This is a genomic window from Providencia sp. 2023EL-00965 (genome assembly GCF_033550225.1).
Taxonomy (GTDB): domain Bacteria; phylum Pseudomonadota; class Gammaproteobacteria; order Enterobacterales; family Enterobacteriaceae; genus Providencia; species Providencia manganoxydans.
In genome coordinates this window covers 285,104-297,825 of sequence record NZ_JAWUEH010000003.1, presented here as the reverse complement: position 1 = coordinate 297,825, position 12,722 = coordinate 285,104, and the positions used below count along the sequence as shown (strand labels likewise).

Here is a 12,722-nt window from a genome sequence, read left to right as displayed (position 1 = left end):
AAATAATTTTTCCCTTTGGGATAAAGGAGAGTTACTTGATTACTCATATCAGTCCATTAGGATCCATGGATCTCTTGTCTCAACTCGAAGTTGATATGTTAAAGCGCACTGCCAGCAGCCATCTCTATCGGCTGTTTAGGAACTGCTCATTAGCAGTGTTAAATTCAGGCAGCTTAACTGATAATAGTAAAGATTTATTAGATAAACACACTGACTTTGACATCAATGTGTTACGCCGTGAGCGAGGTGTTAAACTTGAGCTAATTAATCCACCGCAAGAAGCATTTGTGGATGGTAAAATTATTCGTTCAATTCAAGCTAACTTGTTTGCTGTATTGCGTGACATTCTCTTTGTACATGGCCAAATCATCTATGCAGAACAAAAACTGCATCTCGATTTAGAAAATAGCGCTCATCTTACTAATATCATTTTCTCAATATTACGTAATGCACGAACTCTACACCTCGATGAAGATCCTAGCATGATCGTTTGCTGGGGGGGTCACTCAATCAATGAAGTTGAGTACCTCTATGGACGTAAAGTAGGTAATGAGCTCGGTTTACGTGAGTTGAACATTTGTACGGGATGTGGACCGGGTGCAATGGAAGCACCAATGAAAGGTGCCGCAGTAGGTCATGCGCAGCAACGCTATAAAAATAGCCGTTTTATTGGCCTGACCGAGCCTTCTATTATTGCTGCTGAGCCACCTAACCCTCTGGTTAATGAGCTGATCATCATGCCGGATATTGAAAAGCGCCTTGAAGCATTCGTTCGCTTAGCTCATGGCATTATTATCTTCCCAGGTGGTGTGGGTACAGCTGAAGAGTTACTCTATCTATTGGGTATTTTGATGGATCCTGAAAATAGTGAACAAGTATTGCCTCTGATTTTGACCGGTCCAAAAGAAAGTGCTGAATATTTTGCGGTATTGGATGATTTTATTCGCCATACACTGGGTGATGAAGCTAGCAAACATTACCAAATCATTATCGACGACCCGCAAGAAGTTGCTCGTGTCATGAAAAAGCATATGCCTCTGGTCAAAGACAATCGCCGTAGTACAGGTGATGCCTATAGCTTCAACTGGTCAATAAAGATCAATTCAGAGCTACAGCATCCGTTCGAACCAACCCATGAAAACATGGCGTCACTTAACTTGAATCCAAATCAATCCCCTGAGAAATTAGCTTCCGACTTACGTCGTGCTTTCTCCGGGATTGTGGCGGGTAACGTGAAAGAAGTTGGCATGAAAGCCATTGAGCAGCATGGACCATTCAAGATCCACGGTGATAAAGAAATCATGCAACGCATGGATACCTTATTACGTGGCTTCGTTAATCAACATCGTATGAAGCTCCCGGGTGGAACCGCCTATGAGCCTTGCTACGAAATAGTAAAATAATCACTAACAGGCCAAGGATGGCAAAAATTTTATGATCCACTTATTAATTATTGATGCACTCAACTTAATTCGTCGCATACATGCTGTCCAAGGTAGCCCTTGCGGCGATGCTTGTATGTCTGCCGTTATACAGCTAATCGCACACTCTTCACCAACACATATTGTTGCTGTCTTTGATGAAGAAGGTCGACACCATAGCTGGAGACATGAAAAATTACCTGACTATAAAGCAGGTAGGCAGCCCATGCCTGAAAATTTGCAAGCCGAGCTTCCTCAGCTGATACAACAATTTGAGTCTAAAGGCATCCATTGTTGGCAATCAAGTGGTGATGAAGCTGACGATCTAGCAGCAACATTGGCAAAGAAAATCGCTGATGCAGGCCAAACAGTGACTATTGTTTCAACGGATAAAGGCTACTGCCAACTGTTATCACCATCAATTCGCATCCGTGATTATTTTCAAAAGCGCTGGCTAGATGTCCCTTTTATTGAAAAAGAATTTGGCGTAAAACCTCACCAATTGCCTGATTATTGGGGACTTGCAGGGATCAGCAGTAGTAAAGTTCCGGGGGTAACAGGGATCGGAGCCAAAAGCGCGACTCAACTTTTACAGCAGTATCATTCGATTGAAAACTTGTATGCCAATTTAGATACAGTCGATGAAAAATGGCGAAAAAAACTCACTGGGCAGTTGGATATCGCCAAAATTTGTCGCGACATCGCGACACTAAAAACGGATATTAAATTACAAGGGAATTTAAACCAACTGCGTTATCAGGGGACATTGAATACCCCATAAAAAAACCGAGCCTTAAATGGCTCGGTAGGTTATTAAGATTATCTAATCGCTAATCACGAATTGGTGCGTATGCAGACCAAATTCGTTGAACATGTACTGTAATTTCTTCACGATCGTGATAGAGCTGCTTCGCTTGAATACGCACGTTAATACCTTGTTCGGTTAATTGAGTACGCATCTTTTCAAGGATGTGAGCAACTTCCTCATAGCGTTTTTTCATTGGCAATTTTAAGTTAAAAATGGCTTCACGACACCAACCCTGTAGCAACCACTCCGTCATAAGTGCCGCAACTTTAGCTGGCTTTTCAACCATATCACACACTAACCAAGTGATATTGTTGGTGCTAGGCTGGAATTTAAAACCATCTACTCGATGATGCTTAACTTGCCCTGTATCCATTAAACTCTGAGCCATCGGACCATTATCAACCGCATGTACCATCATGCTGCGTTTTACTAACTGGTAAGTCCAACCTCCGGGGCATGCCCCTAAATCAACGGCATTCATACCGCTACCTAAGCGCTCATCCCATTCATCATAAGGAATAAACACATGGAATGCCTCTTCAAGTTTCAATGTTGAACGACTTGGTGCATCCGATGGAAACTTCAGACGAGGGATCCCCATATAAAATGGAGAGCTGTTTGTACTATATGAATAACCTGTATAACAGCAGCCTGATGCAATAAAGAAAACATGGATAACAGGACGTTTAAAGTTTTCTTTCGCTAATAAGATTTTTTCCTGCCTTAACGCATTACGTAGAGGCACCGTAAATTTACGGCAAAATTTCATTAACTCTTTGCTTTCATTAGTATCTGCTACTTCAACCCGAACATCACCAGCACGCTCGACTTGCTCCTTAAGTGCATTTACTATTGGTGTAATGCGATCCTCTGGAGGTAGATCCTTAAGTAATTCACCCACCACAATCATTTGACGTGCAAAAATTAGCTCACGAAAAGGTAACTCACGAGCAAGCTTATCGGCATCTTCAGCCTGATAACATTCAAAAATAACATAACCGCTATTTTCTTTAACGCGAGCAAAACCATAAACTTCTTTCTGCCCTGCTTTGTCTGTAATTTCTGCCGCACACTCTTTTTCAAAACCTGGGCGACAATATAATGCAATTTTATTACTCATGGCGTAACGCCGGTTTCCTTAGACGCATAGCGCCGATAACGACCAACAGCCAGCCAATAAGAAAACACACTCCCCCTATTGGCGTAAAATAGGAAAAGTATTTTACCTGTAACAAGGCCATACAATAAAGGCTACCACTAAAAAGAAGTATCCCTACAGCAAAAAAAACGCCACACCAGTAGAACCACAAAATCACTTTACGCAATAAAATAGCTCCCAGTACCATTAAGGCAACGGTGTGTAACATTTGATAACGTAAACCAATTTCAATCCATTCCATCTGATGCGCACTCATGACTGATGAAAGTGCATGGGAACCAATCGCACCAAAAGCGACACTAAAAAAGCCACTAATCCCTGCAAAAATCAACATCAAACGACTATTCACAGTAACACCTTCTTTTAACTATACGCGTCACACTTCAAGTCATATAGATTGCAGAATCTATTAACAGATAACTACTTTTTATCATGATTTGAAGCATTATTGGCATGTATGATTACTGAATAAGCGCCACATCCTGGTCACCCATAATAAAACCCAATTTTTCTTGTTCACTCGCTGCCTGAGTCAGGATCCATTGACGAAATGCGGCTATTTTTCCTAAATCCGCTTGGTTTTCCTGACAAACAAGGTAGAACGCGTTTTTACTGACAAGCACCTCACTAAACGGGCAAACCAGACGACCTGCGTCAATTTCATTTTTAGCCATTACATTATTGGTTAATGCCACCCCTTGCCCGTGTACCGCAGCTTGGATCACCATAGCACTATGACTAAAAATTGGACCTTGTTGTACATTGACAACGTTGTGCAATTCTAATTGGCGAATGTAAGCTTGCCAATCCCGACGTGAAGAATCATGCAATAAAGTATGATTCACTAGATCTTCGGGTTGCTTTAACTGGTGTGCTCCAGTTAATAATGCCGGAGAACAAACAGGCATTAAATACTCGGCGTACAACCTATCGGTTCGAAGACCAGACCAATTGCCACGCCCATAAAAAATAGCTACATCAACATCATCAGCTAATTTATCTTCTTCCCTATCAACAGCTTGAATACGCACATCAATACCAGGGTAGGCTTGATTAAAACTTGAAAGACGCGGTACAAGCCATTGAATAGCAAAGCTAGGGGATAAACTAACGGTTAACGCCCCTTTTGCGCTACGTGCCTGTAATTTTCTTGTCGCCTCATTAATTGAGGAAAATATTTCTTTAATATCAAGGTAGTAACTCTGCCCATCTTCCGTTAATAGCAGTGAACGGTTACGACGACGAAATAGTTTCAAGCCAAGAAAATCTTCCAAACTTTTCATTTGATGGCTAACAGCTGCTTGGGTAACAAACAATTCCTCTGCCGCTTTAGTAAAACTTAAATGACGAGCGGCTGCATCAAATACCCTTAACGCATTAAGTGGCGGTAATCTTTTAGACATAATCACTTCTACTCGACATGGTTACACGCATTAGTTTTTTTCATCCGAAGCATTATAAATTGTCCATTGAGGATACGCCAGTAAATACCTATAGTATGCGCACTTCCTAAGCCGGAACGAAAAGTTACAGAGTTTAGTTACTTTGGAACTTTTGGCTTTGTGGTTGTGATGTTGTGTTTGCAAGTTGTCTGGATATACCAGACTTTGTAGCGTTAGCTACTGTTTTTTTCACTTCCTGTACATTTACCCTGTCTGTCCATAGTGATTTTTGTGATGCACCGCTCAAATGCGGTGCTTTTTTTTTCTAACAACACAAAAAAAAGTCTAAAAAAGACAAGCATTCATTAGTTTACAAAAAATATCCTTAGTAAGATATTTAAGATAAATCTTGAATTTGATGCAGTTACAGATCTAAGTGCCTACTCAATATATTCTAAACTATTCGAGGTACAACTCAGTGACTAGTACAAATGAAAATAGTCACCATTCCTCCAAGGAAAGCACTACACTTAAAGTATGATGAGTGATAAATAAAAATGATTGCAATATGACCTAAAACACATAATCATTTCTGTGTAGTCTTAGCCAACCTAATAAATGTAACAAGATATTTCAATAGTAGTTCTAGAATATCATTATTAGTATTGATTACAAATAAAACGCTCAAATTTCAGATACAGAACACACTCAGATAAAGAATAAATAAAATGCATTATTTTTCTGCAAAACAATTTCGCGATCAGTTTCCTGCTATTCATTCTCAAACTATCTTCCTTGATAGCGCGGCCACATCACTAAAACCTTCATTAATGTCTCAAGCCTCTGATGATTATTATCGCTATTCAGGAAGCTCGGTGTATCGTGGTCAATCTCCAGAAGCATTAACAACAACAAAAAATTATGAGCTAGGGCGTAATCGGGCTGCCCAATTGATCAATGCGCAAAGCGATAAAAATATTATCTGGACACGTGGAACAACTGAGTCAATTAACCTAATTACCCAAAGTTATTTTAGAAATAATTTATCACCTAATGATGAAATCATTGTTAGTGAATTAGAACATCACTCCAATTTATTACCTTGGATTATTCTTGCTCAACAAACTGGTGCTAAAATTATTAAATGGCCGGTGAATAAACATTACACTTTAGATATAGAGAGCCTTAAACCTCGATTGAGCTCACGAACAAAAGTCGTTGTGATTACCCAAATGTCAAATGTAACTGGCTTTCAACCCGATATTGCACAAATAACGCTATTAGCCCATTCTGTAGGCGCCCTAATTGTCGTTGATGGTGCCCAAGGGGTCGTTCACTGCCCTATTGATGTCAGTGAGATGGATATCGATTTCTATGCATTCTCTGCACACAAACTCTATGGTCCAACAGGATTAGGTGTGTGTTATGGCAAAACAGAGCTGCTCGCTAAAATGCCACCATGGCACGGAGGAGGGAAAATGCTCACAGAGGTTAATTTTGAACATTTTACTCCGGCTCCTGTTCCATACTGCTTTGAAGCAGGCACTCCGAATATTGCGGGCGTTATCGCTTTTTCTGCTGCTCTTGAATGGCTTGATACAATTGACTTGCCTCAATCTGAAACATACTGCTGCGCTTTAATTGAATATGCATACCAGCAATTGAAGCAATTACCCGGTTTTATTTGTTACAGCCAGCCAAACTCACCTCTACTTGCTTTCAATTTCGCAGGGATCCACTTTAGTGATTTAGGGCTATTGTTGACTGAACAAAAAATTGCATTACGCTATGGTCAACACTGCGCACAACCGTTAATGGATGCGATGGCAATTAGTGGTTGTTTACGTATTTCGGTTATGCCATATAATGATCAGCAAGACATTGATAAATTTATTAATGCAGTCAAATTTGCACTCTCGATATTAAATGATGAAGATGAATAAGGAAGCCTAATGACTTCAATAACACCGACATTTGCTCCACACCCGTTTGGTACGGAGTTAAAAATCGAGGAAATGATAGAACAGTTTTCGACACAAAAAGCGTGGGAAGATAAATATCGTTTACTCATCCAACTCGCTCGCCAACTTCCAGTTTTGACTGAAGAGCAAAAACAGCAGACCCAAGAAGTTAAAGGATGCGAAAATCGAGTATGGATTGGTGCTAGGCTCAATGACGACCAAACTTTTCACTTCTATGGTGATAGTGAAGGACGCGTTGTAAAAGGTTTATTTGCGCTTTTACTCGCCGCTGTTGAACAAAAAAATAGCCAAGAAATTTTGGCTATTGATTTCAAAGAAATTTTGAATAAAACTGGTCTTACAGGGCAGCTCAGTGAGTCAAGGCAAAATGGAATAGCCTCATTAATCACCACTATTCAGAACTTTGCAAGTGAAATGACCCCAACAGAATAGCTAGATAGAGAGGGAGGGAAACGGCAAGTTTCCCCCCTCTAATTTTTTACTAAATTCTCTCTCTGATGTTTAGCAACCATCTTCTTAAGTGCGTGTGATACAGCAATAAAACCAAAGCTGGCAGTTACCATGGTTGCAGCACCAAAGCCTGATGCACAATCCATTCTTTTTGAACCATCGGCTGTACTTTTAGCGGCACAGACAGAGCCATCACTTTGTGGGTAAACCAATTGCTCTGTGGAAAAAACACAGTCAATACCTAACTTCCCTTTGCTATTTTTCACCACATTAAAATCAGACTTCAATCGCTCACGTAACTTAGCCGCTAGAGGATCTTGAACTGTTTTTGCCAGATCAACCACTTGAATTTGGGTTGGATCAATTTGGCCACCTGCTCCACCAGTGGTCACAATAGGAATTTTATAGCGTCGACAATAAGCTAAAAGCGCAGCCTTCGGCCTAACACTATCAATGGCGTCAATCACATAATCAAATCCCACAGCAAGCAACTCTGCTACGTTATCAGCTGTTATAAAATCATCGACAACATTAACAGTACATTCAGGGTTAATCTCAAGGATCCTGGCTTTCATAACATCAACTTTTGGCTGGCCAACGGTTGTTTTGAGAGCATGCAGCTGACGATTAGTATTAGTAATACAAATATCATCCATATCGATCAACGTGATCGCACCAATACCAGTACGAGCCAACGCTTCAGCAGCCCAAACGCCTACGCCACCAATACCAATCACACAAATGTGAGAACGAGCAAAAAGAGACAGCGCCTGCTGCCCATAAAGACGACCGATTCCAGCAAAACGCTGCATCCAAGCATCTGAAAGCTTAGTTTGCATAATAAGTAACAACCTTAATAACTACATATACTCGTCATACTTCAAGTCGCAGCACTTTTCGTTAAGGTATGACGACTCATTCACTTGTCGCCTAGCTGCATCATGAATTATTTAGAGCACAGTTCCAAAAAGTGGTTGGCTTTTCTTCAAAACCCACACTCTTCCATAATGATTATAAAAACCGGCCATTTTACCTGCTTCATGACCTGTCCCGTGATAAATATCGAAATGATGGCCTTTGATAGCCCCACCTACATCAAGAGCAACCATCATACGCATTTCGTAACGCCCCGTAAATTTACCCGTATTATCCAGAACAGGGATTTCAGCCAATAATGCGGTGCCAGGTGGTATCAATGTTTTATCGGAAGCAACTGAAGCTTTAGCAATAAGCGGTACTGCACTTGCCCCTCTTACTGGTACAAATGATTGCGGTTTAAAGAAAACAAATGAAGCATTCTCTTCAAGTAGCTGGCGAACCTCTTGCTCACTGTGGCTATTTGTCCAATCATGGATTGCTTGCAGAGACATTTTTTCTAAAGGAACTTCACCACGATCTACAAGAACCTTACCGATGCTTTTATATCCATGACCATTTTTGCCTGCGTAACCAAAGAAATTTAATGGGCTACCATCACCAAAATCAACATAGCCACTGCCTTGTACTTCCATCATAAAATTATCAACAGCTGAGTTGCTATAAGCCAAAATCAAATTATCGCTTAAAGCACCATTATAGATGGCAGCACGGCTAGGCAATCGTTTCTTTCCTTTTGGCGGCATGGCATAAAGTGGATGTTGGAAAGTGCCTTGTTTAGTACGACGTGCTTCAATAACTGGGGTATAGTAACCCGTAAATTGCACGTTACCGTAGTTATCTACCCCTTCCATCTGGAAAGCGGTTAAATTGAAATTTGCCAACAATTTAGGATCACCACCCGCAACTAACCAGTTTTCAATTGCATGGTAGGTATCATTGTTATTTTGAAAGAGTCTTGGTGATGCATTTTTGATTTCAGTAATTTGGCGCTCGAAGTCTTGTGAGTTGACGGGACGCCCCTGAACATTCAGTTGGCTGACTTGTTTAAGATCTTGATTTAAACGACCATCTTTATATTGCTGCCCTTTGTCCGTCGGATGAGACTGACAACCCGCCAACAAAGAAATAAATGCCCCTGCGACACACCATTTTTGCCATAGTTTCATATCATAATGCCCACACCAATCCAATATGTAGCGCACAATAGCAAACCCAAATCAATAATGAAATGACAAAAATTATTTAGTACGTTAATTAATTCATTCACTCATACATGAGTTTAATAAATGAGCACAGAGAGTATTTTTTGTTCTATTTATGCGAAATTTTGAAAAAAAACACGAAAAAACTTGCATCAGATCTCATCCCGAGTATAGTGCCCGCATCGGACGCGGGGTGGAGCAGCTTGGTAGCTCGTCGGGCTCATAACCCGAAGGTCGTTGGTTCAAATCCAGCCCCCGCAACCAATAATAAGTTAGTATCAAAATATATTTCAGGCGCGGGATGGAGCAGCCTGGTAGCTCGTCGGGCTCATAACCCGAAGGTCGTCGGTTCAAATCCGGCTCCCGCAACCAATATCCCTGAAATATACCCTCTTCTGTCGCGGGGTGGAGCAGCTTGGTAGCTCGTCGGGCTCATAACCCGAAGGTCGTTGGTTCAAATCCAGCCCCCGCAACCAATTTTCGTCATTTCCAATAGAATCCACAAATAAAAAAGGCAACTCACATCTCTGTTCGCCGCCTCTTAAAAACGCAATATCATCTGATTAATTTCTTATGGCAAGTTCACCGCCATTGCGGAAATAAGCTTTAATTCCATGAAAGATTGATTCAGCCATTTGCTGCTGAAATTTAGCCGTTTTTAGTTTTCGCTCTTCCTCAAGGTTACTGATAAACGCCGTCTCAACTAAAATAGAGGGGATCTCCGGTGCTTTAAGTACCGCGAAGCCTGCTTGATCGACTTTGTTTTTATGTAAGCGGTTCACTTTCCCCATACGCTTTAACACTTCATCACCAAACTTCAAGCTATCATTGATAGTCGCCGTTTGCACTAAATCAAGCATCGTATGGTCAAGGTATGCGTCTCCACTTTTACTCACCCCACCAATTAAGTCAGCTTCGTTTTGAGTTTGAGCAAGGTAGCGGGCTGTGTTACTCGTCGCCCCTTTAGTTGATAACGCGAACACAGAAGAACCATTTGCAGAGCGATTAGTGAAAGCATCAGCATGAATTGAGACAAACAAGTCCGCTTGCATTTTCCGCGCCTTCGCAACTCTAACTTTTAATGGGATAAACACATCTTCATTACGTGTCATATAAGCACGCATTTCAGGATCTTTATCAATTAGCGCCTTTAAACGCCGTGCGATTTGCAGCACCACGTCTTTTTCACGTGTTTTATATTTACCCATTGCACCGGGATCTTCACCGCCATGACCAGGGTCTATCATAATAATAATTGGGCGATCTCTACCTGCTTGACCTGGTTTTTTGGCCTGAGCAGGCATTTTTTCTTCTAAATCACCTTTATTGTAATCTTCTAGTAATGCCAGTAATGGATCATCATTTGCACTAACACCCTGCGGATAGAAATCCATTACTAAACGATTTTTAAATTCAGCCACTGGGCCTATAGTAAAAATCTGTGGGCTAACTTTATTTTTAACTTCAAAAACCAAACGTACTGTTTTTGGATCGAATTGTCCGACCCTAACTAATTTTAAGTGAGGATCTCGAGATTGAATTTGCGTTCCCATTTGCTTCAGAACATTATTCAGCTGGACACCTTCGAGATCAATAACTATGCGCTCAGGATTGTGTAATACCAACTGACGATATTTTAATGGGACAGTCGATTCTAACGTTACTCGTGTATAAGACGATGCAGGCCAAATACGAACGGCAATAACGTTACTACTCGCAGCAAAACCGAATGGGCTAACGCTGAGCAACATAACTGCCGCTGCCCCTTTGATAAAGCGGCGCTTCGATGAACTGTGATCTTGGTGACTCATCAATAATTCCGAACCTAAAACATAATATCAGGTGATTTTAGAATAAAAGCCAAGTAGAGGCCAGAAAGATAACTCTAACGAATCATTAGCATACTGTCATCAAGAATACACATTTAAATATAGAGATATGTAAACTCAAATAATAAAAATGTTACAAGTCTTATCTTATCTTTTACTTGATATTTATCGCCAAAAAGAATAAAAATACATAATTAACGAATAAAAATTCACTTAAGAGGGTGGTTATGAAAGAGCGCAGCACCGAATTGGTTGATGAGTTTCGCCATTCGGTACCTTATATCAATGCCCACCGCGGCAAAACGTTTATTATTATGCTTGGTGGCGAAGCAATTGCGCACGAAAATTTTCCAAGTATTGTCAATGATATAGGGCTATTACATAGCCTTGGGATCCGTATTATTGTTGTTTATGGCGCTCGCCCACAAATTGAAGGCATTTTAGCTGAACATAATTATGAGGCTATTTACCATAAACATACTCGGGTTACTGATTCGAATACACTTGAATATGTTAAACAAGCCTCAGGCGCTTTATTACTTGATATTACAGCACGTTTATCAATGAGCCTGAACAATACGCCATTACAAGGTGCCCACATCAATGTCGTTAGTGGAAACTTTGTTATTGCCCAACCACTTGGTGTTGATGATGGTGTTGATTATTGTCACAGCGGACGTATTCGTCGTATTGATGAAGATGCTATCAATAAGCAACTCGACAATGGTTCTATCGTGCTAATTGGCCCAGTAGCTGTTTCTGTCACAGGAGAAAGCTTCAACCTCACTTCCGAAGAAGTCGCTACTCAACTCGCTGTCAAAATGAAGGCGGAAAAGCTGATTGGTTTCTGCTCTTCGCAAGGTGTTGCAGATAAAGAAGGTAATATTTTATCTGAGCTGTTCCCCAATGATGCAGAAATTCGTATTCAAGAATTAGAATCTGAAGGTGATTATTACTCAGGAACCGTTCGTTTCTTACGCGGAGCTGCAAAGGCTTGTCGCCGCGGAGTGCGTCGTAGCCACCTATTAAGCTATCAAGAAAATGGAGCATTGATCCAAGAACTATTTTCCCGTGAAGGTATCGGTACGCAAATTGTTATGGAAAGCGCAGAGCAAATCCGCCGTGCCAATATTAATGATATCGGAGGGATCCTTGAGCTTATTCGCCCTCTTGAACAACAAGGTATCTTAGTTAGACGATCGAGAGAACAACTTGAGATGGAAATTGATAAATTTACCATCATTGAACGCGATAGCTTAATTATCGCATGTGCTGCGCTATACCCCTACCCCGATGAAAAATTAGGTGAAATGGCCTGTGTTGCAGTGCATCCTGACTATCGCAGCTCCTCTCGAGGAGAAGAGTTATTACACCGTGTCGCATTACAAGCAAAACAATTAGGGCTAGATAAATTGTTTGTCCTTACAACACGTAGCATCCATTGGTTCCAAGAGCGAGGCTTCGTACCTGCGGAAATTGAAATGTTGCCTGTAAAAAAACAGGCTCTCTATAATTACCAACGACGCTCTAAAATTTTGATGCTTGATTTAAAAACGCAAGCAGATAAATAACTCACTAAACGACTAACCTAACTCTTAGGTTAGTCGTTG

11 protein-coding genes and 3 tRNA genes are annotated in these 12,722 nt (G+C 40.9%); 8 read left to right on the top strand and 6 right to left on the bottom strand.

Features of this window, described 5'->3' with window-relative positions; genetic code table 11:
• The first annotated feature begins 35 nt into the window (after positions 1 to 35).
• A complete protein-coding gene (ppnN, locus tag SC428_RS06490) occupies positions 36 to 1,403 on the top strand; it encodes a nucleotide 5'-monophosphate nucleosidase PpnN (RefSeq protein ID WP_140180462.1) in 1,368 nt (455 codons plus the stop codon).
• Between the two features lie 31 nt (positions 1,404 to 1,434).
• The gene (gene xni, locus SC428_RS06485) at positions 1,435 to 2,202 is read left to right on the top strand and encodes a flap endonuclease Xni (protein ID WP_070927321.1); all 768 of its coding nucleotides are present in this window, start codon (positions 1,435 to 1,437) and stop codon (positions 2,200 to 2,202) included.
• A gap of 49 nt (positions 2,203 to 2,251) precedes the next feature.
• Here the strand turns inward: xni and rlmM are convergent, their stop codons facing one another.
• The 3 genes from rlmM to SC428_RS06470 form a co-directional block, all read right to left on the bottom strand.
• Positions 2,252 to 3,349, bottom strand: a complete 1,098-nt coding sequence (rlmM, locus tag SC428_RS06480; RefSeq protein ID WP_070927319.1) for a 23S rRNA (cytidine(2498)-2'-O)-methyltransferase RlmM — start codon at positions 3,347 to 3,349, stop codon at positions 2,252 to 2,254.
• Positions 3,342 to 3,737 carry a DUF423 domain-containing protein gene (locus tag SC428_RS06475; protein ID WP_070927317.1) on the bottom strand — a complete coding sequence of 132 codons (396 nt, stop codon included), beginning with the start codon at positions 3,735 to 3,737 and terminating at the stop codon, positions 3,342 to 3,344. The genes rlmM and SC428_RS06475 overlap by 8 nt, the downstream gene beginning before the upstream one ends.
• 112 nt (positions 3,738 to 3,849) lie before the next feature.
• Entirely contained in the window at positions 3,850 to 4,791 is a 942-nt protein-coding gene (locus SC428_RS06470) for a transcriptional regulator GcvA (RefSeq protein ID WP_140185882.1), read from the bottom strand.
• 707 nt (positions 4,792 to 5,498) lie between these two features.
• Here SC428_RS06470 and csdA point away from each other — a divergent pair.
• Complete coding sequence (gene csdA, locus SC428_RS06465) at positions 5,499 to 6,713, top strand: cysteine desulfurase CsdA (protein WP_318706433.1); 1,215 nt, start codon at positions 5,499 to 5,501, stop codon at positions 6,711 to 6,713.
• A 9-nt stretch (positions 6,714 to 6,722) separates the two neighbouring features.
• The gene (csdE, locus tag SC428_RS06460) at positions 6,723 to 7,184 is read left to right on the top strand and encodes a cysteine desulfurase sulfur acceptor subunit CsdE (protein ID WP_070927312.1); all 462 of its coding nucleotides are present in this window, start codon (positions 6,723 to 6,725) and stop codon (positions 7,182 to 7,184) included.
• 38 nt (positions 7,185 to 7,222) lie between these two features.
• On the opposite strand, the gene tcdA is transcribed toward csdE, so the two are convergent.
• Together tcdA and mltA are read right to left on the bottom strand one after the other, a co-directional pair.
• Entirely contained in the window at positions 7,223 to 8,041 is an 819-nt protein-coding gene (tcdA, locus tag SC428_RS06455) for a tRNA cyclic N6-threonylcarbamoyladenosine(37) synthase TcdA (protein ID WP_070927310.1), read from the bottom strand.
• 111 nt (positions 8,042 to 8,152) lie between these two features.
• Positions 8,153 to 9,247: a murein transglycosylase A gene (gene mltA, locus SC428_RS06450; protein WP_070927308.1), complete on the bottom strand. Its 1,095-nt coding sequence runs from the start codon at positions 9,245 to 9,247 to the stop codon at positions 8,153 to 8,155.
• 223 nt (positions 9,248 to 9,470) lie between these two features.
• On the opposite strand from mltA, the gene SC428_RS06445 reads away from it, so the two are divergent.
• From SC428_RS06445 to SC428_RS06435, 3 genes are all read left to right on the top strand, one after another.
• Positions 9,471 to 9,547 (top strand) — tRNA-Met (locus SC428_RS06445).
• Positions 9,548 to 9,578: 31 nt separating this feature from the next.
• A tRNA-Met gene (locus tag SC428_RS06440) sits at positions 9,579 to 9,655 on the top strand.
• Positions 9,656 to 9,682: 27 nt separating this feature from the next.
• A tRNA-Met gene (locus SC428_RS06435) sits at positions 9,683 to 9,759 on the top strand.
• A gap of 87 nt (positions 9,760 to 9,846) precedes the next feature.
• Here SC428_RS06435 and amiC read toward each other — a convergent pair.
• The gene (gene amiC, locus SC428_RS06430) at positions 9,847 to 11,094 is read right to left on the bottom strand and encodes an N-acetylmuramoyl-L-alanine amidase AmiC (protein WP_070928828.1); all 1,248 of its coding nucleotides are present in this window, start codon (positions 11,092 to 11,094) and stop codon (positions 9,847 to 9,849) included.
• A gap of 245 nt (positions 11,095 to 11,339) precedes the next feature.
• Here amiC and argA point away from each other — a divergent pair, with 245 nt between their 5' ends.
• On the top strand, positions 11,340 to 12,683 hold the full coding sequence (gene argA, locus SC428_RS06425) for an amino-acid N-acetyltransferase (protein ID WP_070928829.1): 1,344 nt from the start codon (positions 11,340 to 11,342) through the stop codon (positions 12,681 to 12,683).
• The last annotated feature ends 39 nt before the right edge of the window (positions 12,684 to 12,722 follow it).

Bases quoted from the DNA above. Each gene is read 5' to 3' on its own strand.
- xni (WP_070927321.1), top strand. From the start codon at position 1,435: ATGATCCACTTATTAATTATTGATGCACTCAACTTAATTCGTCGCATA.
- rlmM (WP_070927319.1), bottom strand. From the start codon at position 3,349: ATGAGTAATAAAATTGCATTATATTGTCGCCCAGGTTTTGAAAAAGAG.
- SC428_RS06470 (WP_140185882.1), bottom strand. From the start codon at position 4,791: ATGTCTAAAAGATTACCGCCACTTAATGCGTTAAGGGTATTTGATGCA.
- csdA (WP_318706433.1), top strand. From the start codon at position 5,499: ATGCATTATTTTTCTGCAAAACAATTTCGCGATCAGTTTCCTGCTATT.
- csdE (WP_070927312.1), top strand. From the start codon at position 6,723: ATGACTTCAATAACACCGACATTTGCTCCACACCCGTTTGGTACGGAG.
- tcdA (WP_070927310.1), bottom strand. From the start codon at position 8,041: ATGCAAACTAAGCTTTCAGATGCTTGGATGCAGCGTTTTGCTGGAATC.
- mltA (WP_070927308.1), bottom strand. From the start codon at position 9,247: ATGAAACTATGGCAAAAATGGTGTGTCGCAGGGGCATTTATTTCTTTG.
- amiC (WP_070928828.1), bottom strand. From the start codon at position 11,094: ATGAGTCACCAAGATCACAGTTCATCGAAGCGCCGCTTTATCAAAGGG.
- argA (WP_070928829.1), top strand. From the start codon at position 11,340: ATGAAAGAGCGCAGCACCGAATTGGTTGATGAGTTTCGCCATTCGGTA.